A 22181-nucleotide genomic window follows, 5' to 3' on the forward strand; every position below is an offset into this window, starting at 1 on the left:
TTATGAGTGAGTTTTAAAAAAAACTTAAAGACTATCAAAAAAAGCAAAGAACCCACCTAATTCTTTGCTTTTTTTTATTGTTATTAATCCATTAAGCCTTACTTATGAAAGTGCCTTTATAAAACAGTAGTCCCATTAAACCTGTGCATTACCTACACACTAATGGATTAGCTTTTTACGAAATAATGGTTTACCAAAGGTGTTATTTTACACCTACTAAATAAAACATCATACTGTTAGCAGAAGCTAAAAACATCTTAACATGATCATCTGGCTCCATTAGACCTTATTGATGGTAGGCTACATTATGCGCCAAAGCATTGCCACAAGTTCCACAGCTACCAGCAGTTCCTGATCCTCCAGAACATCCTTTTCCACAGGTATAATGCCATTCTCCAGCGGCATTCTGACTTGGTTCTGCAGACGCATTAGGAGGAGCGGCGGGAGGAAAAGCAAAAGGAGCATTAGATTGCGTGTTATTAACTGTACCATGATAAGCTTGGTTATGAACCATAATGCCCCCACAAGTCACACAGCTTACGTTTGCCGAACCAGCACCTCCAGCACAACCTTTTATACAGGTGTAATGCCAAATACCTTCTGCATTTTGTGAAGCCTCAGTAAGAGTAGGCACAGGTGATTTTTGAACTTCCTTTTGAGCTTCTTTTTTAGATGTACTGGTTTTTTCTTTACAAGAATATAGGCCAATTAGGGCGCTAAAAAGTAGTATTGAAAAAATTTTAAAGTATTTCATAGTCGTATTTGTTTTAAAAATCGAAATATACAAAAAGGATTATCAATTGTTATTTTTTTCGATTGGATAGTATGTTAAATTATATTATTTCATAATAATAAACATATAGCTTTTTATTATGATAAGAACAAAACAGGTTCTATTGGACAGTTACATGAATAATACGCTTTCTTATAGTTTTAAATAAAGAAAATAATAATTAAATCTAATCTTTCTGTAACCCCTGCACAACCAGAAAACATAGTATTGAATTTACAAATGCAACACCATTGTTACTAGTATAAAAACATCTACTTTTCATTATAACACATCAGTATGGATGAGTTTGATTTAATATTTCTCTTCGTCTAGTTGAAGCACTTGATTTTTCCTATATTTTAAAATATCCATATACAGCAGAGCCTCTTTATTTTTATAATCTGTATACGATTTTGCTGCAAACACCATAGCGGTATCTAAATCACCATTAATTTCGTTAATGATGGCCATATTATAACACGCTCGGCCAGCGATTTTGGGGTTAGGGTTATTTAACTCCTTCGCCCAAAGTTCTGAAGCACCATCCCAATCTCCTGTCTGAGCTCTACGTTGAGCGACTTCAAAATTAGAACCACCCTTTACGTAGTATTTACGAGTAACCTGTCGTGTTAAAGCGCTAACGTTAAGTCCATATGTAGCACCAAGTTTATGGCTAGACTGAATAACAGCTTCCTTTCTTCCAGCTATAGTCTCCACAGCCTTAAAGGGATTGATCCCCTCCCCCACAGAAACGATATAATCGTTATACGAGGCTTCATCCAAAATATACTTTGTATAAGGGTCATATACCCTCCAACCATTAACCAAAGCCGTTCGGATTGTAATTTTATGGCCAGGAACATTTGCCTTAATCCCTAAAGGATTTGGAATAGGAACCATTTTTTGTTCATATTGGATTGTCGCATTTGTATCATAATATTCTAAAGAAAAAATAACATCCACTTGGTTTGCCTTACAAATATTATCGATTTCATCCCAACTCAATTGTGCAGGAAACACACCTAATCCTTTTCCAATAGATTCTAAACTATCAATATGTGTTACAGACGCAAAACGACCATTACGTTGTAATTCTGCTTTAAGCCCGTTTAAAGCGGCATTTGCCCCAAGTTGATCCAACATAAGCCCTTCTAAAGACAGGATTTTATCAATTTTATCAAGTGATTTATTAGCCTCTTCCGGAATACTGCGGTTAATAATACCTATTCGAGAAACATGGGAGGAAATCGGGATTTTTGCAGGCTCCTTTACCCCCATAGTCAATTGACTGGTAGCACTACAAGCGCTTAAAACGATACATATTCCTAAAGAAAAGACTATACGGGTTACGTTTTTCATGATACTTTTATTTTATTTGGCTCAAGAGCTATATAATGATATAGAATGCCTACACGAGAGCCATCAAATATAAGATATATATTACATCCATATAAATATTATCTTGAGCTATTTTTACCAACAGCCATCATTTTAGATCATTTTCTAATAACCCTCCATTTTTCGATCTTTCTAGATTCGAAATAGATTGTATTTTAAGGGCTCAAACCCAAATCATAAGCTACAAGATATGTATGTTAACAAAATCCAGAAAACATATACACCACAGGCCAAGCCCTAGACAGAAAGTTTTTCTATGATTTTTATCATGGTTTATAAGGGTTTAGAATTCTAATTTTAAGGGCAGCTAAATTAAACCACAAACGCCATGATAGAAAAAGCGCCCATTTCAACGATAATGACAGCAAATGTTGTCACTCTTAAAAAGGGTGACAGCCTTACGCAAGCAGAACAGTTATTTAAACAGCACCGTATAAGACATATTCCTGTTGTGGAAAACGATACGATTATAGGCATGCTTAGCTATACGGATTTATTACGCATAAGTTTTGCCGATGCTGTTGGTATAGACGACCACGATGTAGAAGCTATGGTGTACAACATGTTTACCATAGAACAGGTAATGAAAAGCAGCTTGGTTTGGGTATCGCCTTCAAACTCTATTAAAAAAGTTGCTAAAATCTTAGCAGAAAAAGAGTTTCATGCTTTACCTGTTGTGCATCAGAATAAATTGGTAGGCATTGTAACCACCACAGATTTAATTAAATATTTATTAAAACAATTTTGATGGCCTTTTAAATATAATCTATGTTTTTAAAACACTATAATAATTGACACAATACATGTAGAGAACACAGGAAGCCATAAATATATAGCTTGTGAATATTATAAAAAAAAAGGATACCGCTGAAATTTCAGTGATATCCTTTTAATATTTTTATAGGTTTAAAAACTAGAAGCCTTCTCTTGTCATTTTAGACACTGTACAAAAAACAGTATGAGGTTAGTTTTATATGTAATACAAAACATAGTACCTAATCTACATTATCATGTAAAAACGAATTATTACGTCTCACCTGTACATCGTCATTATCATCTAGGCCCACACTGGTTCTAGACATATCATTCTCAGAAGAATGCCGGGCTTCATTTAAATTAACACCTTGACGTTTATAGGCTGGTACTTTTTCTATATCATCAATTTTAGCATTATTAAACTTATAATTAAAGTCCTTCATTTTACGCCTGCGTTCTGCAGCACGCTCTTTCAACAATTCTGAAATAGGCGTATGTAAAGGATCGACATCATCAAAAGCGACCTCATCCTTTTCTTCTTTCCTAAGGGTTTTCTTCTCAAAAACAATATCCTCTTCTACGTGCTCAAACGAAGCCTTTTTTCCAAGGGCTTGCTTCTTATTAATAGAAGATTCCACTTCAGCATAATCATCTAGAACATAACGTACATCCCCTTTTTCATTCGATTCTGTAACAGTTATAAGTTCTACTGGATCCTTAACCGAAATATTTCTTATATCGGCATCAAGATGGTGCGATTTAGGCTTTTCATCTTCTTCGTTATTATGCTTCGTTTCTCTTGTTGTATTTGAAATAGGAAAATCAAAAGTTAAAGTGATTTGTTCATCTTCCCCTATTACATTAGGTGCATCTTCAATTGTAGAAGTCCGTGTTACTGGTTTTATAATAAAATCTTCGTCTTCATCTTCCAATTCTGAGCTTACATCTTCATAAACGACATCTATATTTTTGATAGCTCTTGAGGTAGATACAAAACCAGAGTCTTCCTCTGCCGGAGCTCGAAATGTTTGTTTCTGGATTAAGTTACTTTCAAAATCACTGAGTGTATCGTTGTCAGTATCAAAATCTAAAGTATGCTTAACCACCGGTGCTTCCTTTTTCTTTTCCAATTCAATAGCAGGAGAAATAATCACTGGGTCTTTTTTCTTTACCTTAACGTCATGATCTTCTTCCAAAGAATGTACTACTTTTTTAGTCTCAGTATTCGATATTTCGTCTTGTTGCTCTACATTAAACCCCGTTGCTATAATGGTTACAGCAATAGACTCTTCTAGCGTTTCATCTTCACCAACACCCATAATAATGTTAGCGCCATGTCCCGCTTCGTTTTGAATATGATCATTGATTTCCCCAATTTCATCAATGGTAATTTCATGCGATCCAGAAACGATAAGCAGCAATACGTTTTTGGCTCCTGTAATTTTATTATCATTAAGTAATGGCGAATCCAATGCCTTACGAATGGCCTCTTGTGCACGGTTTTGGCCCGAAGCAATGGCAGACCCCATAATAGCGGTGCCACTACTACTCAATACCGTTTTGGCATCTCGTAAATCAATATTCTGTGTATAGTGGTGTGTTATAACTTCTGCAATACCACGCGCGGCGGTAGACAACACCTCATCCGCTTTAGAAAACCCGGCTTTAAAGCCTAAATTTCCGTAGACTTCACGAAGTTTATTGTTATTAATAACGATAAGAGAATCCACAACGTTTCTTAACTTATCTATACCTTGTTGTGCTTGCTCCACACGTGTTTTGCCTTCAAACTGGAACGGCATGGTTACAATACCTACTGTTAAAATACCTAAATCTTTAGCCATTTTACCTATAATAGGTGCTGCACCGGTACCGGTACCACCGCCCATTCCGGCGGTAATAAAAACCATTTTAGTGTTTGAATCCAACATGCGCGAAATATCTTCTCCGCTTTCCAATGCTGATTGCTCTCCTATATCTGGATTTGCTCCAGCGCCCAATCCTTCTGTTAGGCCGATGCCTAACTGAATTTTGTTGGGAACACCACTGTTTTGTAGGGCTTGGGCGTCTGTGTTACAGATATAAAAATCCACACCTTTGATGCCTTGTTGGAACATGTGATTGATAGCATTGCTACCACCACCTCCAACACCAACAACCTTTATAACATTTGATTGGTTTTTAGGTAAATCAAATGCGATGCTTTCGAATTCTTTTTTGCTGCTCATAAATTCTTTTTTTCAGGGATTTTGTACTTTCTTTTATGTTTATTCAATGGTTGGTTAATATTAAACTTTAAACGCTGCTATTTATTCTGCATTGTCTAAAAAATCTTTGACTCTATCGGTTAATTTATCTAAGAAAGAACGTCTTTCTTTTATTGGTTTTTCTTTTATTTCTTCTAACGGGATTTCTTTTTCCTCTGCTTCTTTGATAGCTTCCTCTTGGCGCAGTTCGATTTTTTTTCTTTCTTGGCGTTTTAAACCTTCTAAAACCAAACCAACAGCCGTTGCATATAAGGGGCTTGTTATGTCCTCATCACTATCGCCTGCCAAATGTTCGTTAGGAAAACCTATTCGCGTATCCATACCCGTTATGTACTCTACTAACTGCTTTAAATGCTTTAATTGTGCTCCACCACCAGTTAAAACAATGCCTGCAATAAGTTTTTTCTTTTGTTCCTCATGCCCATAATTTTTAATTTCGGCATACAATTGTTCCACAATCTCTACCACACGTGCATGTATGATTTTTGAAAGATTTTTGAGGGTAATCTCTTTAGGTTCACGACCACGCAACCCGGGAATAGAAACAATCTCATTGTCTTTATTTTCTCCAGGCCATGCAGAGCCAAATTTTATTTTAAGTAGCTCGGCTTGCTTTTCAATGATAGAGCAACCTTCTTTTATATCTTCGGTAATTACGTTTCCTCCAAAAGGAATCACTGCTGTATGGCGAATGATACCATCTCTAAAAATAGCCAAGTCTGTAGTACCACCTCCTATATCAATTAAAGCTACACCTGCTTCTTTTTCCTCCTGGCTCAAAACCGCATTGGCAGAGGCCAAAGGCTCTAAAGTGATGCCTTCTAAGTTTAAACCAGCACTTTGTATACACCGCCCAACATTCCTAATAGAAGACACTTGCCCAACTACCACGTGGAAATTAGCTTCAAGCCTGCCACCATACATACCAATAGGCTCTTTTATTTCGGCTTGTCCATCTACTTTATATTCTTGAGGTAACACATGGATGATTTCCTCACCAGGCAACATGACCAACTTATGGACTTGATTAATTAATCTATCAATATCATCATCATCTATGACCACCTCCGAATTGGACCTGGTAATATAATCGCTATGTTGTAAACTGCGAATATGTTGTCCGGCTATTCCAACCGTTACACCTTCAATTTTTAAATCAGCCGCCGCTTCTGCTTCTTGAATGGCTTGCTGTATCGACTGAATCGTTTGTGTGATATTGTTAACAACACCACGGTGAACACCTAAACTTTTAGATTTTCCAATACCTAAAATCTCAAGTTTCCCGTATTCGTTTTTACGACCAATCATAGCCACAATTTTTGTGGTTCCTATGTCTAATCCTACTGCTATGTTATGCTCCATGGTTTATCTTTTGGTACATACTACTTGATTATCAAACTGCAAATTAACTTTACTATAATCATTTAATCTTTTATCTTCAAGGTTCTTTTGATAGAACGCTTTTAGGTTATTTATTTTCTTGTCTAAAGATTCAATACTTCCAATTTGTACTAAAAATTGACATTGTCTTAATTTTAAAAACAATACATTATCTATATTTTGATGTATTTCTATTACATTTTTTTTTAAAAACGGATCATTCTCTACTTTTTGAGCTATGGTAAACACGTTTTTTAAATTGTTTTTTTCAATGTAACCGGTAACTAATGGCACTCTAGCGGAATAATTGGTCGATAAAGGCATATCATAACCTTCGTCATCTACATAATAGGACGCATTTGTGCTAATTCTGGCAATAGGTCTTTTTTGTTCAACATCGGCTATAAGTGTCCCATTTACAGAAACATATACCTCCGCTGTTTTTACCAATGGATTAGATTTTAGGGCATTTTCTAATGTATTCAAAGCTAAAGTTTCTTTAGGCATATTTTTAATCTCACCTTGATTTTGTATTAACAATTTACTAACAGTCCCATAGGTAATAAAAAGGTTCTGGTCGCCTTTAAAATTTATAACAACTTCACTTACTTTTCTAGAGGCATTTTTTCCCGAAGCAAATGCAAACAGAAAGACCACTACTACTAGTAGGATCATCATTTTTATGTATGCCCAGTTAATTCGCACCGCTAAATTCTTTTTTAATTCGTTTTACTTCTTCTCCAATATCACCCGCCCCCAAAGTTAACACGATTTGGGCATTACTATTGTGTATCGCTGTTAGTAAATCGTTTTTACTAACTACGTGTTTATTTTTGTTTTGGATTTTATCCAAAAGCCACTGCGATGTAACTCCAGCAATGGGCAATTCCCGTGCAGGATAAATATCCAGCAACAACACTTCGTTAAACTGAGACAAACTTTTGGCAAATTCATCTATAAAATCACGCGTTCTACTGAATAGATGTGGCTGAAAAATAACCAAGACCTCTTTATCAGGATACATTTCTCTAACCGCCTGATGTACAGCATTAATTTCTTCAGGATGATGTGCATAATCATCAATAAAAACAAAAGCATCTGTTTTAACATGATAGGTAAAGCGCCTTTTCACCCCTTTGTAAGAAGCTAATGCTTTTACAAGCAGTTCAGAAGAACACCCATACTCTAAAGCCATTGCGAAAGCCACTAATGCATTCGACAAATTATGCCTTCCTGGCAAATTAAATTTTAAATTTTTCAACACGGTTTTAGGCGTCTTCACATCAAACACATATGCCCCGCGCTCTATTTTTATATTTTGAACAGCATAATCGGAGTTATCTTCTATACCATATGTAGTGCCCTTTATAGGCAATCCGTTTCTAACAAATAATGTTCCGTTTGTTTTTACTTTTTTTGAAAAATCTTCAAAAGACTTCTCAACTTCGGATGCATCGCCATAAATATCCAAATGATCGGCATCCATAGAGGTTATACACGCAATATCTGGAGCAAGTGTTAAAAAAGACCGGTCGAACTCATCTGCTTCTACTACCGAAACCTCTGTACCATTTTCAATAAAATTAGAGTTATAATTTTCTGAAACTCCTCCCAAAAAAGCAGTTAAGGGCACATTACACTCATACATTAAATGCCCTAAAATACTTGTTGTTGTCGTTTTACCATGCGTTCCTGCAACAGCTAAACAAAACGTATGTTCTGTAATTAACCCTAATATTTTGGAGCGTTTTACAACCGCAAACCCATGATCGACAAAATAATGATACTCCTTATGATCTTTAGGAATAGCAGGCGTATATACGACTAATGTGTTTTCTAGATTTAAAAAAGTGGCATCAATAGCTTCAACCTTATCCTCAAAATGGATATCAATACCCAGTGCCTCCAAACCATCTGTAATCTCTGTTGGTGTTCTATCATAACCTGCCACCTGCTTTTTATTGGCATGGAAATATCGGGCAAGCGCACTCATACCGATGCCTCCGATACCTAGAAAATAGACGTTATGTATGTTGTTTAAATTCATTTTACCATTCCCGCTTACACAGGAATCTATTCGTTTTATTGTTTAGCGTTATGATTTTTGGCTTCGCTTTAATCATAAACAAATTCAGCTTTATTTTTTAATAAGTTTTTCCACTTCATCCACGATATCTTTAGTTGCATCCACCAAAGCTAAAGTCTTAATATTGTTCCCTAATTGTTTTTGTTTTTCTGCTGAAGCAATCAATTGCGAAAACTTGTTCTCAAAATCAGCATCCAAATCTTCCTCTTTAATAATCATTGCGGCATCTTTATTTACAATAGCCATGGCATTTTTAGTTTGATGATCTTCTGCCACATTAGGCGACGGTATAAAGATAACAGGCTTCCCAACAATACAGAGCTCTGAAACAGACCCTGCCCCCGCTCTAGATATCACAATATCGGCGGAAGCATAAGCAAAATCCATGTGATTTAAAAACTCATATACCTGTACGTTTTTTGTGTTGCTATAAATTTTATATTGCTCATAATAGAGCTTACCACATTGCCAAATGATTTGAACATTTTGGGTATCGAAGAAATCAAGTTTTTTTTCAATCAGTTGGTTTATTCGTCTAGACCCTAAGCTTCCTCCTAAAACCAAAAGCGTGGGTTTTGCTTTTTTTAATTTGAAAAACCTTTTAGCTTCTTCGGTTTTTGTATCAATATTCAATAAATCCTGACGTACCGGATTTCCTGTTTTTACTATTTTATCCTTCGGAAAAAAACGCTCTAAACCATCATAGGCCACGCATATTTTCTGCACTTTCTTTGCCAATAACTTGTTAGTGATACCAGCAAACGAATTTTGCTCCTGTATCAAACTAGGGATTCCTTTTGATGCTGCCACATGCAGCAACGGACCGCTTGCAAAACCACCTGTTCCAATGGCAATATCTGGTTTAAAAGCTTTTATAATTCTCCTAGCATTCCACAAGCTACTCAATACTTTAAAAGGAAACAATAGGTTTCTTGTTGATAGTTTACGTTGAATCCCGGAAATCCATAAGCCTTTAATAGCATAGCCTGCTTCGGGCACTTTTTCCATCTCCATACGATCTTTCGCGCCCACAAATAAAAACTCAGCATTTGGAAAACGTAATTTCAATTCGTTGGCAATAGCAATTGCAGGATAAATATGCCCGCCAGTACCGCCACCGGATAGAATAATTTTCAATATTTTAGATTTATGATTCACGATTTATATAGTTTCAGAAAGAATCTCCAAAGGATTATCTTCCATATCTTCTTGTTCTTTAATCTCCTCTCTTCTAGCACTCACACTTAATATGATACCAAATGCCATACACGTCATCCAAATAGATGTACCACCACTACTAATTAGCGGTAAGGTTTGTCCTGTTACAGGAAATAACTCGACCGCTACGGCCATATTTATTAACGCCTGAAATACGATTGGCAAACCAACGCCCAACACTAAAAGCTTGCCAAATACTGTGTCCGATTTTTGGGCTACAATAACAATTCTAAATAATAACCACATATACAGGGCCATTAACACAAAACCTCCAATCAATCCATATTCTTCTATTATTATGGCAAAAATAAAATCTGAAGACGATTGGGGCAAAAAATTCTTTTGCATGCTCTTCCCAGGCCCCATACCTTGAATCCCTCCTGAGGCTATAGCTATTTTTGCCTTTTCAATCTGGTAATCGGCTTCGGTTACCTCATTATCAGAAAAGCTCTCCACCCTACTCATCCATGTATCTACACGGTTAGGCATAGCATCTGGAAAAGCTTTAGCCGCTAACACAAACAACACCAGCACCAAAACACCAGAACCTATAATAACCATTAAATATTTAAATGGATACCCCCCTAAAAAGACCAACATTAACACCATTAAAAACATAATAGCCGCCGTTGAAAAATTAGCAGGTAAAATTAATGCTAGCACAAAAAACACAGGCAACCAAAGTGGCAAGATAGACCCTTTAAAAGTGATTACCTTATCTTCCATCTTAGACATATACCGTGCGATATACACCATTAATACTACCGATGCCAGAGTTGAAGTTTGAAAAGACATCCCCACAATTGGTATTTGTATCCACCTGCTTGCATTTGCACCATCAATAGTAGTGCCCTGCAACATCGTCACGCCCAACAATACCAAAACCACAGGAAACATAACCAATGAAAGCCCCTTAAAGTACCTATATGGCAATTTATGTACGCCATACATAATAGATAAGCCTAAAAATAAATGCACAAAATGCTTAATAAAAAAACCAAAAGTACTCCCATCACTACCTTTGTACGCTAAATTACTTGCAGCACTGTACACAGGAAGAAACGACAGAATCGCTAACAGCGCCACAATGGCCCATATTAACCGATCCCCTTTTATGTTCTTAAATATTATTTGCACAACTCTAAATTTTATTTTTTTAATCTTATAAAACCCTCATCAATTATAGGTTTCTAACAGCGTTTTTAAATTGACGTCCTCTATCTTCATAACTTTCAAACAAATCAAAACTCGCACACGCTGGAGACAGTAATACATTATCACCAGGCTCAGCAATTTTGTAAGCTATTTTAACCGCTTCACTCATAGACTCAGTTTCTACAACCGTATCCACCATATTTCCAAAAGTGCTTATAAGCTTCTCATTATCTACACCTAAACAAATCACAGCTTTCACTTTTTGATTTACAAAAGAGAACAACTCTTCATAATTATTGCCTTTATCTTGTCCGCCAACTATCCAAACCGTAGGTGAGTCCATACTTTCCAAGGCATAATAAGTCGCATTTACATTCGTTGCTTTAGAATCATTAATATACTGTACTTTATTAATTTTCACAACATGCTCAAGCCGGTGCTCTACGCCTTGAAAGTTCTCAAGACTCTCTCTAATTGTTTGTTTTCTTATTTTTAACAAATGCGCTACGGTAGAGGCCGCCATAGCGTTTTTAACGTTGTGTTTTCCCTCTAATGCTAAGTTTGCTGTTGGCATAATTATTTTATTATTATCTATTGTTATATTTATATTTTGTTGATCTATATACGCGCCATTCTCAATGGTTTTTGTTAATGAGAAAGGCAATAATGTAGATTGAACGGGGTGTTTTTTTAGATGATTGGCAATAACATCATCATCTGCATCATAAATTAAATAATCGTCTTGTGTTTGATTTTCTGCAATTCGAAATTTTGATGCGATATAATTTTGAAATTGATAATCATAGCGATCCAAATGATCCGGTGTAATATTCGTAATTATGGCGATATGAGGCTTAAACGCTACAATATCATCTAATTGAAAACTACTGATCTCAAGCACATAATTCGGGTAGTTTTTCTCTAAAATCTGCTTTGCAAAACTATCGCCAATATTACCTGCCAATCCAACTTCTAACTCCTGTTTTAAAATATGATGTGTTAAGCTGGCCGTAGTGGTTTTCCCATTACTTCCTGTAACACCAACAATTAGAGCATCGGTAAACTGGCTTGCAAATTCAATTTCAGACACCACTAAAATTCCTTTTTCACGAATATCCTTTACTAATACTGTTTTGTCTGGAATTCCAGGACTTTTCATGACGAGGTCTGCATTAAGGATTTTAGACACGGTATGCTGTTCCTCTTCCCATTCAATGCCATTATGTATAAGAACGTCTTTATACTTTTTTTTAATCTTTCCTTTATCGGATACAAATACGTCGTATCCATTATTTTTACCTAAAAGCGCGGCTCCTACACCACTTTCTCCTCCTCCCAATATGACTAACCTCATGAATTACGATTTTAGGGTTACGATTATGGCTTTTTATTAATCCAAAATCTTTTATTTCTTTTTAAATACTTCTTTTAACTACACTAATCCAGAAACCGACCTACCTTATTTTTAAAGTTACAATCGTTAAAATCGCTAATAAAATTCCTATAATCCAAAAACGGGTTACGATTTTACTTTCATGATATCCTGATTTCTGATAATGATGATGCAAAGGCGCCATTTTAAAAACACGCCGCCCTTCTCCATATCTTTTTTTTGTGTATTTAAACCAACTCACTTGCATAACCACAGATAAGTTTTCTGCTAGAAAAATACCACAAAGCAACGGAATTAACCACTCCTTTCGAACCGCAATAGCAATTACAGCTATAATGCCCCCAATGGTTAAACTTCCCGTATCTCCCATAAATACTTGGGCCGGATACGTATTATACCAGAGAAAACCGACGAGCGCCCCAACAAAAGCAGAAATATAAATGGTAATTTCTTCCACCCGTGGGATATACATAATATTGAGGTAATCTGAAAAAATAATATTCCCAGAGACCCAAGCAAAAATACCTAAGGTTAATACTATAATCGCCGAGGTTCCTGCAGCTAAACCATCTATGCCATCGGTAAGATTAGCACCATTAGACACTGCCGTAATGATAAAAATAGTGGCCAGTATAAAAACGATCCACGCATACTTTTCTAAATCTGGACTAATCCATGTAATGAGTTTATCATATTCAAATTCATTCTGCTTTACAAAAGGGATAGTGGTTTTTGTAGATTTAGCCTCGTCCTTAAATAACTTTGTCGCTTCTGTTTTTGGATTTTCTGCTAACAGTTCTTGTTGTTGTGCTAAGGGCAGTTTTTCTTTTACAGTAACATCTTTATGAAAAAACAAGGTAGTACCCACTATGATTCCCAGTCCTACCTGCCCCAACACTTTGAAGCGTCCTTTTAAACCTTCTTTATCATTTCTGAATTTTTTAATATAATCATCTAAAAAACCAATTGTCCCCATCCAAAGGGTTGTAACAATTAACAAAATAATATATATGTTATGCAATTTCGCCAAGAGCAACACAGGTATAAGTGTTGCTAAAATGATAATAATCCCACCCATAGTAGGCGTTCCCGATTTTTCTTGCTGCCCTTCAAGGCCTAAATCCCTAATGGTTTCTCCTACTTGTTTTTTTTGTAAAAAACGGATGATACGCTTTCCATATATAGTAGAAATAAGCAACGACAATATCATGGCCAATGCAGCCCTAAAGGTTAAAAACCCAAAAAGTGATGCTCCTGGAACATGAATGAATTTTTCTATATATTCAAAAAAGTAAGTTAACATATATTGATATTAGTTCTCCTTTCCGACAATTACCAGAGCTTCAAAAAGAAGCGTTTGTTTAGGAGGTGTTTATTCTTATTTTTTATTTAAACTTTTCATTACTCAAATCTATTTTCCCAATTGTTTTAAGGTCTCTTGCACGATAGCATAATCATCAAAATCAAAGCGTTCTCCTTTAATTTCTTGATAAGTTTCATGCCCCTTTCCCGCGATAAGGATAATATCATGAGGTTGTGCCAACTGGCAAGCCGTACGAATTGCCTGCCTCCTATCGACAATAGAAAGTGTTTTTTTAAAGTTTTGAGGCTCAACCCCTTGCTCTATTGCTTCTATGATGGTTTCTGGCACTTCACTTCTAGGGTTGTCACTCGTAAAAATAACCTGAGTACTTAATACAGAAGCGATATGCCCCATTTTTGGACGTTTCGTTTTATCGCGATCACCGCCACACCCCACAACAGTTATTAATGATTCATTTTTCGTACGTATGCTATTAATGGTCTCCAACACATTTTGCAAAGCATCAGGCGTATGTGCATAATCTACTATAGCTGTTATTTTTTTTTCTGAAATAAAATATTGAAATCGGCCACTCACACTTTCCAACACGCTAATCAATCGGAGAATCTCTATTTGCTCCAATCCCAACAATTCTGCAGTCGCATAAATAGCCAAAACATTATAGGCATTGAAGTGGCCCACTAAACGCGTCCAAACCTCATTATTGTTCACTTTTAACAACAAGCCTCCAAATTGATTTTCTAAAATCTGGGCCTTATAGTCTGCATAACTTTTTAAAGCATAGGTATAGTGCTTAGCCTTAGTATTCTGAAGCATAATTGCACCATTCTTATCGTCAACGTTCACCAATGCGAAAGCATCTTTTGGCAGCTTATCAAAAAAGCGCTTTTTAACATCTCTATATTCTGCAAACGTTTTGTGGTAATCCAAATGATCATGGGACAGATTTGTAAAAATACCACCCTTAAAATGCAAGCCCTCGATTCTGTCTTGATGAATACCATGCGAGCTTACTTCCATAAAGCAAAATGCTACACCTTCATCGCTCATAGCCCTTAAGTACTTATTTATCGCAATAGAATCTGGAGTGGTATGCGTCGCTTTGTGCTCTACATCATTCACCATTATTTTTACGGTAGAAAGCAAACCAACTTTAAATCCAGCTTTTTTAAACAATTGATATAAAAGCGTGGCAACAGTGGTTTTTCCATTCGTACCTGTAACACCTACAAGTTTTAAATTTTCTGAAGGCACACCATAATAATTTGCAGCCATAAATGCTAAAGCCTTGCTCGCACACGCCACCTCTACATAGGTCACACCAAATTTTAAATTTACAGGAAGCGTTTCACAAACAATAGTTTTTGCTCCATTATCCAAAGCCAATTCTATATAATCATGCCCATCTACCACATGTCCTTTAATAGCAACAAACACATCATTTTCTACAATGTGGCGAGAATCAAAATGAATGGCATTTATAGCCATACCGGTATCTCCAATAACGGCAGTTATCGAAACCTTATATAGTATGTCTTTTAATATATTCATGAATTCTTTAAAACAACTATTTCACTTCGCTTTATCTTTTCTCCTTTAGCTATGGATTGCTTTCTAACAACCCCCACACCTTCTATCTTTACGTTAAGTCCCATATTTTCCAATAAAGCCATAGCATCCATTACAGGCAATCCCACCACGTTAGGCATAATGGTTTTATAATTTTGAGCCATGTCATAATACGCCTCGTACTCTTGTTCAACAGAAGCATTTCTAACTTCAAGACTTTTCACCTCATCAATAATAGGTGTATCTGTGAATATTTTTTGGGCAATTTTTTTAAACACAGGCCCCGACACATCTGCACCATAATACCCCACACTTTTATCCGGCTCGTGAATAACCACTATACACGAGTATTTAGGATTATCTGCTGGAAAATAGCCAGCAAATGAAGAAATATAACTCAGTTTATCTTTTTGCGAGTAATCTTTTTGAGTGGTTCCCGTTTTTCCTGCCATGGAAAAATTCTCGGAATACAAACGACGCCCAGTACCATGCTCCACAACATTCTTAAGGAGCTTCTGGACTTTTGCAACCGTTTCTTTCGAGCATATTTGCTTATTTATAACCTCTTTCTCAAAAGGCACAATCACTTTATCAAACGCTTTCACCTCTCTTAAAAATTGAGGTTTTACCATTTCACCATCATTGGCAATAGCATTATAAAAAGCGAGCGTTTGTAAGGGTGTAAAAGACACCCCATAACCATATGCCATCCATTGCAAAGCAATCCCGCTCCAACGTTGTTTGTTATCGGGATGCGGAATTATGGGACTAGGCTCTCCTATGATTGGTAAATCCAGTTTTTGATTTAAATTCATGGCATGCAATCTGTCCACAAATTTTCTCGGGTTTTTAGAGTACGCCTGATCGATAGCCTTCACAATAGCCGTATTAGAAGACACTTCGAATGCTTTTGCAAGCGTAATCTTACCATAACCACCGTGTTTTGAGTCTCTAACTTTTTTCCCATAAAAACTTAAAATCCCGTTTTCAGTATCTACCACATCGCTCGTATCTATCACTTTATCTTCAAGCGCTGCCACCATCGTCATTAATTTGAATGTAGACCCTGGCTCATGGCTTTCTCCAACAGCATAATTCAAGCGTTCATAATAATAGCCGTTACTATTTCTTCCTAAATTGGAAATAGCTCTAACTTCACCTGTTTTAGTTTCCATAACCACCACACAACCATGGTCTGCCTTATAATACTCCAGCTGTTCCAATAAAGCATGGTGCGCAATGTCTTGTATATTAACATCTATTGTCGTGTAAATATCCAAACCATCTTTAGGTTCAATCTCATTGGCGTCGTTTAAAGGTTTCCACTGCCCTTTACCAATCTGTTGTTTCTTTCGCTTACCATCTGTACCGCGCAAATACGGAATCCCATAAGCACCATCTAATCCTGGACGAGTTACATTACCAGCTTCGTCAATACGCTCATAACCAATAGTTCGTTGAGCGATACCACCCATAGGATGCTCTCTTTTTGTAGTTTGTTTTACAATTAAACCACCTTTAAACGCCCCTAGGTTTAATAATGGAAAATCTCGAAGCCTAATATAATCTGAATATCCAATGTTTCTCGCAAGTAAATAATATCGGTTTTTATTTGCCCTAGCTTTTCTAAGTTCTCTTTGATAATAAGCAGACGATTTACCCGAATATCTAGACAGTGAATCGCATAATGGTTTGAGGTTGGCCTCGAAAGTTTTTGCAGAAGGCGTTAGTGCATCAATTCGGATATCGTATTTAGGTACAGAGGTTGCCAATAAATTTCCATTAACCGAGTACACATTACCCCTGTTTGCAGGAATAGTAACATCTTTAACCACGCGTTCGCTTGCCATAGCCCTGTATTTTTCACCTTGAACAAACTGGATATTTAAGAGTTTAACCAATACCAGAAGCCCGAAGAGGAACATACATCCTGCTACGAAATACAATCGATTTAATATGTTCTTTTCACTAATAGCCAATATCGAACTTTAATTTTGGGATTTAACTTTAATTTTTTTTGGCGGAATTACCGAGGGCGCCAATCCTTTTTCTTTCATCTTATCAACAACCACCGATTCCATTTTTAACCGCATCAATTTCGAACGGCCTTCTACAAATGCCGAACGCATCTCCTTAACTTCATTATCCATTCGTGCAATTTGATACACTTTTTTATCGGCACTATGCGAGCTTGCAATCATTATTATGGCCAATACTGATATAAAAATAATTCCTCGCCAGTTTTTGAAAGCATCATCGCTAACCAAAAACGTTCCTTTTAATATGTTATAAACATTCCCCATCTGTCATTCAAAACACCTTCCGGTCTAACGGAAGCGTTAATTACCTAATTACTGTATCAAAAAAAAATCTTTAAACGTGATGGGCTACCCCCTGCACCTAAACCTTTTCTGCCAACCTAAGTTTTGCACTCCTCGCCCTATTGTTTAATCTTATTTCTTCTTTAGTTGGCACAATCAATCCATTCACTTTTTTTAGCGGTACTTCAAAATTCCCAAACATATCACGCTCGGGCTCGCCTTCAAACAACCCGTTTCTTACAAAACGCTTTACCAATCGATCCTCCAGTGAATGATAAGAAATAAAGCTTAATCGCCCACCCACACTCAACAGCTCTGGTGTTTGCACCAAAAACTCCTTCAAAGCCTCCAACTCTTGATTTACCTCTATCCGAATGGCTTGATATATTTGTGCCAATACTTTATTTTCATGTCTTGGAGGCAAAAATTTAGATAACACCTTTTTTAATTGATTGCTCGTTTTTATTGGCGTCTCTTTTCGAGACTCTACAATCAACTTTGCCATGGCTGGTGCCGCTCTTAGCTCACCATATTGTAAAAACACCATTTTTAATTGCTCTTCCTCATAATCATTCACCACATGATAAGCAGACAATCGGCTTTTTTGATTCATCCGCATATCCAAATCAGCCTCAAAACGTGTAGAAAAGCCTCTTTCTGCCACATCAAATTGATGTGAAGACACGCCAAAATCAGCCAGAATACCGTCTACTTGCTTAACGCCATAAAATCTTAAAAACCGCTTTACAAATCTGAAATTTTCATGAATCAATGTAAAACGTGAATCATCAATACTATTTGCCAAAGCATCTTGATCTTGATCGAAAGCAAACAACTTTCCATTCGCACCAAGGTGCTTCAATATCTCTTTACTATGTCCGCCACCACCAAAAGTCACATCTACGTACACACCATCTTCTTTGATATTGAGTCCGTCTACACTTTCTTTCAGCAATACAGGGTTATGATATTCCATCCTCGTCGTCATTTTGTCCCATTACTTCTTCAGCTAACTCTGCAAAATCACCAGTTGCATCATCAATAGCCTGTTCATATTTCGTTTTATCCCAGATTTCAATAATATTAATAGCCGGAGAAATCACAATATCTTTTGATATATCTGCAAAAACAATCAAGTCTTTCGGTATCAACAAACGGCCATTTTTATCTACATCTACAATGCGAGCACCCGCACTAAAACGACGTATAAAATCGTTGTTTTTTTTCTTGAATCGGTTTAACTTGTTCATCTTCTCCATCAAAAGCGTCCACTCTTGCATAGGGTACAATTCCAAACAGGGCTGAAATACAGATCGGCGTAAAACAAATCCTGCATCCAAAATAGGGTCCATTTGTTTTTTTATCCCAGAAGGAAGCATAAGCCTACCTTTGGCATCAACTTTACAATCATATGTCCCTATTAACGTGTTCAAAATCGGCTACTTAACATATTTAGTCATTAAGTTTCAAAGATATCGAAAAATTTACCACATTTTACCACTTTACTACACTTTGTTAATAATTTTTCGATTAAAACCTATTTTATTCCGTTATTAAAACCTCTTATCCCTTTTACATACTGACAAACAATACGTTAAAAACAATTCCCTCATAAATCCACAGCTTATTACTAAAAACTTGAAAACATTTTTCACCATCACTTAATTAAAATAGAAGAAATATGAATGAAATACCTATATTTGTTTTCAATGAACTCACGAACTAATTAATGGCGCATCGATTAAAAAAAGAAGAAAACTACAGCTATATTGAAGCGGGAGAAGGCACGCCAATTGTGGTATTACATGGACTTATGGGCGGATTAAGTAATTTTGACGCTGTAATAGAGTTCTTTAGCAAAAAAGGCTATCAAGTTATCATTCCTGAGCTTCCTATCTACACCATGTCGTTACTTAAAACCAATGTTAAAAGTTTTGCTAAATACTTAAATGACTTTATAACATATAAAGGATTTAAAGACGTTATATTATTAGGAAATTCACTTGGCGGCCACATAGGACTTTATCACACTAAATTATATCCCGAGCATGTTAAAGCCATCATTATTACTGGCAGCTCTGGCCTTTACGAGAGCGCCATGGGTAGCGGGTACACTAAACGTAGTGATTATGAAGTGATTAAAAAGAAAGCACAAGATGTTTTTTACGACCCAGCCGTAGCAACCAAAGACATTGTAGATGAGGTTTACGAAACTGTTAATGATCGCAATAAGCTAATAAAAACACTTGCCATTGCCAAAAGTGCCATTAGACACAATATGGCAAAAGATTTACCTAAAATGGAAATCCCTACCCTTATTATTTGGGGCAAAAACGATAAAGTAACCCCACCAGAGGTTGCCGAGGAATTTCATAGTTTAATTCCAGACTCTGAACTCTATTGGATTGACAAATGTGGACACGCAGCTATGATGGAGCACCCCTCCGAATTCAATAAGATTATGGCTTCTTGGTTAGAAAAAAAGAAATTATAGTTTTTTCACATATACTAAGAGGTATTTAAAACAAGTTACACTCTTAAACCTTGGCCAATTACAGGTCTAAATACACCTGTTAAGGTTGTGAGATTCTCACTACTCAGAAATAACAACATATGAAGATTAAATCCGCCGAATTTGTAATGAGTAATTCTGACGTTGAAAAATGTCCAAAAAGCAGGTTGCCCGAATATGCGTTTATTGGCAGAAGTAACGTAGGTAAATCATCACTCATCAATATGCTAACGGATCGTAAAAGTTTAGCAAAAACCTCTGGACGTCCCGGAAAAACCCAATTGATTAATCACTTTTTAATCAATAAAAACTGGCACCTTGTCGACTTACCTGGCTATGGGTATGCAAGAGTTTCTAAAAGCTCAAAAAAAACATTTCAAAGCTTTATTACTCAATATTTTAAGTCGCGAGAACAATTGGTTACCGCCTTTGTTTTAGTAGATATTAGGCATGATCCGCAGCCCATAGATTTAGAATTTATGCAATGGCTAGGCGAAAATGGAATTCCTTTTTCTATCATTTTTACGAAAGCAGACAAGCTTAAACCTAAAGCTATTGAGCGCCACGTGGCCGACTACAAAACCATTCTATTGGAAAGCTGGGAAGATATGCCCAATTATTTTATTACATCTTCCTCCAATGGCATCGGACAAGAAGAGGTTTTAACATATATTGACACCTTAACAGAAAATATGGATTTGGACTCTCATTGAGGGTCACAAAACCCTTCTTTTAATTTAAAAAAACCTTTTGAACACGTTCACGATTAATTTTGTATCGGTTACATAACTTAAGCTACATTAACTTAGGATTACCAACAACGCTGTTTGACAAAGGGGTAACATGTTTCGTCTTTATTCTTAATACGGATAATGCTTCTTAATTTATATGAAAAAAATACTGGTCAAATTAAAAAAAAGCCCTTTTCAAAAGCATATACAAAAGCATAAAAAGCACGCCCCTCTTGTATTCTTTATCGGTGGATTTATTTTTGACACATTAACACTTGGACGTATTGATAGGCTATACGACACTATCGTTCTGTGCTCCCACATGTCCTTATTAACGCTCACTCTTTATCTTTACAATTTAGCCGACGATGGCCAATGGAAAAACACGTTTTTAGAAAGATTTGAGGCCTATTTCCCTCTTGCTATTCAGTTTTTTTTTGGCGGACTCTCCAGTGCATTTGTAATTTACTTTTCCAGAAGCGTATCGCTTTCTAAAACGATATCATTTTTTATCATTCTTGTTACCCTCCTTTTTGCTAATGAATTTCTTAAAAAAAGAATCTCCAATAAGTACCTACAATTTAGTGTCTACTTTTTTATAAGCTTTACTTTTTTCACTTTTATCATTCCGGTACTCATCAAAACGATGAATACAAATGTTTTTATTTTTTCAGGTTTAATTAGTTTGTGCTTAACCTTATTGTTAATTATTGTAATCTATAATATAAGCCCTAGTACACGGGCAGAAGTACATATTGGAAAAATAATTGGAATAATCCTTACCATATATACAGTAATTAATTTGTTCTATTATTTCAATCTTATTCCACCAGTTCCTTTTGCACTAGAGACCGGTATTGCTGCACATGATATTAAAGTAGAGAACAACACCTATACGGTTACTTATCAAAAAGATAAGCGCCATATATTTTGGCGCGAACACAAGCTGGAGTTTATTTATAATCCTAATGAAAGTGTTTATATTTTTACATCCATATTTGCACCAACGGATATAAAAAAAGCCATATTTCATCGTTGGAAATGGTATAACCACCATACCGACGAGTGGGAAATTGTTGAAGACATAGGGTATCACATTACCGGAGGAAGAGATCATGGATACCGTGGTTACACCTTCAAACAAAATATAAAAGAAGGCTTATGGAAAGTTGAAGTCATTACCGAAGAAGAACTGGTTATTGGTGTTATCGATTTTGAAATTATAACCAATGCTACTTTTGAACCGATAGAACTTGTAGAAAAAACATTTTAGAAAAGGAGTCTTTAAAAAAGTATCCT

Annotated in this window: 19 protein-coding genes; 4 read left to right on the forward strand and 15 right to left on the reverse strand. The window is 36.1% G+C overall.

Going from position 1 to position 22181, the window contains the following annotated elements:
* Positions 1-286: 286 nt before the first annotated feature.
* Positions 287-754 (reverse strand): hypothetical protein, encoded by a 468-nt coding sequence (locus ACFFU9_RS09380; protein ID WP_379861167.1) that lies wholly within the window; start codon positions 752-754, stop codon positions 287-289.
* 330 nt (positions 755-1084) lie between these two features.
* Entirely contained in the window at positions 1085-2131 is a 1047-nt protein-coding gene (locus tag ACFFU9_RS09385; RefSeq protein ID WP_379861168.1) for a DUF6340 family protein, read from the reverse strand.
* Positions 2132-2498: 367 nt separating this feature from the next.
* On the opposite strand from ACFFU9_RS09385, the gene ACFFU9_RS09390 reads away from it, so the two are divergent.
* Positions 2499-2918 carry a CBS domain-containing protein gene (locus tag ACFFU9_RS09390; protein ID WP_379861169.1) on the forward strand — a complete coding sequence of 140 codons (420 nt, stop codon included), beginning with the start codon at positions 2499-2501 and terminating at the stop codon, positions 2916-2918.
* Between the two features lie 247 nt (positions 2919-3165).
* On the opposite strand, the gene ftsZ is transcribed toward ACFFU9_RS09390, so the two are convergent.
* The 13 genes from ftsZ to mraZ all read right to left on the reverse strand — a co-directional run bounded on the left by ftsZ (position 3166) and on the right by mraZ (position 19072).
* Positions 3166-5154, reverse strand: coding sequence for a cell division protein FtsZ (ftsZ, locus tag ACFFU9_RS09395; RefSeq protein ID WP_379861170.1), 1989 nt, complete (start codon positions 5152-5154; stop codon positions 3166-3168).
* A gap of 81 nt (positions 5155-5235) precedes the next feature.
* On the reverse strand, positions 5236-6555 hold the full coding sequence (gene ftsA / locus ACFFU9_RS09400) for a cell division protein FtsA (protein ID WP_379861171.1): 1320 nt from the start codon (positions 6553-6555) through the stop codon (positions 5236-5238).
* A gap of 3 nt (positions 6556-6558) precedes the next feature.
* A complete protein-coding gene (locus ACFFU9_RS09405) occupies positions 6559-7251 on the reverse strand; it encodes a cell division protein FtsQ/DivIB (RefSeq protein ID WP_379861172.1) in 693 nt (230 codons plus the stop codon).
* A 16-nt stretch (positions 7252-7267) separates the two neighbouring features.
* Positions 7268-8620, reverse strand: coding sequence for a UDP-N-acetylmuramate--L-alanine ligase (murC, locus tag ACFFU9_RS09410; RefSeq protein ID WP_379861173.1), 1353 nt, complete (start codon positions 8618-8620; stop codon positions 7268-7270).
* A 90-nt stretch (positions 8621-8710) separates the two neighbouring features.
* Positions 8711-9796 carry an undecaprenyldiphospho-muramoylpentapeptide beta-N-acetylglucosaminyltransferase gene (gene murG / locus ACFFU9_RS09415; RefSeq protein WP_379861174.1) on the reverse strand — a complete coding sequence of 362 codons (1086 nt, stop codon included), beginning with the start codon at positions 9794-9796 and terminating at the stop codon, positions 8711-8713.
* Between the two features lie 24 nt (positions 9797-9820).
* Positions 9821-11014: an FtsW/RodA/SpoVE family cell cycle protein gene (locus ACFFU9_RS09420; protein ID WP_379861175.1), complete on the reverse strand. Its 1194-nt coding sequence runs from the start codon at positions 11012-11014 to the stop codon at positions 9821-9823.
* Positions 11015-11057: 43 nt separating this feature from the next.
* On the reverse strand, positions 11058-12386 hold the full coding sequence (gene murD / locus ACFFU9_RS09425; protein ID WP_379861176.1) for a UDP-N-acetylmuramoyl-L-alanine--D-glutamate ligase: 1329 nt from the start codon (positions 12384-12386) through the stop codon (positions 11058-11060).
* 100 nt (positions 12387-12486) lie between these two features.
* The gene (mraY, locus tag ACFFU9_RS09430; RefSeq protein ID WP_379861177.1) at positions 12487-13728 is read right to left on the reverse strand and encodes a phospho-N-acetylmuramoyl-pentapeptide-transferase; all 1242 of its coding nucleotides are present in this window, start codon (positions 13726-13728) and stop codon (positions 12487-12489) included.
* Positions 13729-13836: 108 nt separating this feature from the next.
* Positions 13837-15300 (reverse strand): UDP-N-acetylmuramoyl-L-alanyl-D-glutamate--2,6-diaminopimelate ligase, encoded by a 1464-nt coding sequence (locus tag ACFFU9_RS09435; protein WP_379861178.1) that lies wholly within the window; start codon positions 15298-15300, stop codon positions 13837-13839.
* Positions 15297-17243, reverse strand: coding sequence for a PASTA domain-containing penicillin-binding protein (locus ACFFU9_RS09440; protein WP_379861206.1), 1947 nt, complete (start codon positions 17241-17243; stop codon positions 15297-15299). Before ACFFU9_RS09440 ends, ACFFU9_RS09435 begins: the two co-directional genes overlap by 4 nt.
* A gap of 63 nt (positions 17244-17306) precedes the next feature.
* Positions 17307-17621, reverse strand: a complete 315-nt coding sequence (locus ACFFU9_RS09445; RefSeq protein WP_379861179.1) for an FtsL-like putative cell division protein — start codon at positions 17619-17621, stop codon at positions 17307-17309.
* A gap of 97 nt (positions 17622-17718) precedes the next feature.
* Positions 17719-18615, reverse strand: a complete 897-nt coding sequence (rsmH, locus tag ACFFU9_RS09450; RefSeq protein ID WP_379861181.1) for a 16S rRNA (cytosine(1402)-N(4))-methyltransferase RsmH — start codon at positions 18613-18615, stop codon at positions 17719-17721.
* Positions 18602-19072: a division/cell wall cluster transcriptional repressor MraZ gene (mraZ, locus tag ACFFU9_RS09455; protein ID WP_379861182.1), complete on the reverse strand. Its 471-nt coding sequence runs from the start codon at positions 19070-19072 to the stop codon at positions 18602-18604. Before mraZ ends, rsmH begins: the two co-directional genes overlap by 14 nt.
* 296 nt (positions 19073-19368) lie before the next feature.
* Between mraZ and ACFFU9_RS09460 the strand changes: the two genes are divergently transcribed.
* The 3 genes from ACFFU9_RS09460 to ACFFU9_RS09470 all read left to right on the forward strand — a co-directional run bounded on the left by ACFFU9_RS09460 (position 19369) and on the right by ACFFU9_RS09470 (position 22155).
* On the forward strand, positions 19369-20133 hold the full coding sequence (locus ACFFU9_RS09460; protein WP_379861184.1) for an alpha/beta fold hydrolase: 765 nt from the start codon (positions 19369-19371) through the stop codon (positions 20131-20133).
* 119 nt (positions 20134-20252) lie between these two features.
* Entirely contained in the window at positions 20253-20864 is a 612-nt protein-coding gene (yihA, locus tag ACFFU9_RS09465) for a ribosome biogenesis GTP-binding protein YihA/YsxC (protein ID WP_379861185.1), read from the forward strand.
* A gap of 175 nt (positions 20865-21039) precedes the next feature.
* Complete coding sequence (locus ACFFU9_RS09470; RefSeq protein ID WP_379861187.1) at positions 21040-22155, forward strand: DUF2914 domain-containing protein; 1116 nt, start codon at positions 21040-21042, stop codon at positions 22153-22155.
* The last annotated feature ends 26 nt before the right edge of the window (positions 22156-22181 follow it).

Source organism: Mariniflexile ostreae, from assembly GCF_042427585.1.
Classification (GTDB): Bacteria; Bacteroidota; Bacteroidia; order Flavobacteriales; family Flavobacteriaceae; genus Pseudalgibacter; species Pseudalgibacter ostreae.

Bases quoted from the DNA above. Each gene is read 5' to 3' on its own strand.
- ACFFU9_RS09405 (WP_379861172.1), bottom strand. From the start codon at position 7,251: ATGATGATCCTACTAGTAGTAGTGGTCTTTCTGTTTGCATTTGCTTCG.
- ACFFU9_RS09390 (WP_379861169.1), top strand. From the start codon at position 2,499: ATGATAGAAAAAGCGCCCATTTCAACGATAATGACAGCAAATGTTGTC.
- ACFFU9_RS09435 (WP_379861178.1), bottom strand. From the start codon at position 15,300: ATGAATATATTAAAAGACATACTATATAAGGTTTCGATAACTGCCGTT.
- ACFFU9_RS09380 (WP_379861167.1), bottom strand. From the start codon at position 754: ATGAAATACTTTAAAATTTTTTCAATACTACTTTTTAGCGCCCTAATT.
- rsmH (WP_379861181.1), bottom strand. From the start codon at position 18,615: ATGGAATATCATAACCCTGTATTGCTGAAAGAAAGTGTAGACGGACTC.
- ACFFU9_RS09445 (WP_379861179.1), bottom strand. From the start codon at position 17,621: ATGGGGAATGTTTATAACATATTAAAAGGAACGTTTTTGGTTAGCGAT.
- mraY (WP_379861177.1), bottom strand. From the start codon at position 13,728: ATGTTAACTTACTTTTTTGAATATATAGAAAAATTCATTCATGTTCCA.
- murD (WP_379861176.1), bottom strand. From the start codon at position 12,386: ATGAGGTTAGTCATATTGGGAGGAGGAGAAAGTGGTGTAGGAGCCGCG.
- yihA (WP_379861185.1), top strand. From the start codon at position 20,253: ATGAAGATTAAATCCGCCGAATTTGTAATGAGTAATTCTGACGTTGAA.
- ACFFU9_RS09440 (WP_379861206.1), bottom strand. From the start codon at position 17,243: ATGTTCCTCTTCGGGCTTCTGGTATTGGTTAAACTCTTAAATATCCAG.
- ACFFU9_RS09470 (WP_379861187.1), top strand. From the start codon at position 21,040: ATGAAAAAAATACTGGTCAAATTAAAAAAAAGCCCTTTTCAAAAGCAT.
- ftsA (WP_379861171.1), bottom strand. From the start codon at position 6,555: ATGGAGCATAACATAGCAGTAGGATTAGACATAGGAACCACAAAAATT.
- ACFFU9_RS09385 (WP_379861168.1), bottom strand. From the start codon at position 2,131: ATGAAAAACGTAACCCGTATAGTCTTTTCTTTAGGAATATGTATCGTT.
- ACFFU9_RS09460 (WP_379861184.1), top strand. From the start codon at position 19,369: ATGGCGCATCGATTAAAAAAAGAAGAAAACTACAGCTATATTGAAGCG.
- ftsZ (WP_379861170.1), bottom strand. From the start codon at position 5,154: ATGAGCAGCAAAAAAGAATTCGAAAGCATCGCATTTGATTTACCTAAA.
- murC (WP_379861173.1), bottom strand. From the start codon at position 8,620: ATGAATTTAAACAACATACATAACGTCTATTTTCTAGGTATCGGAGGC.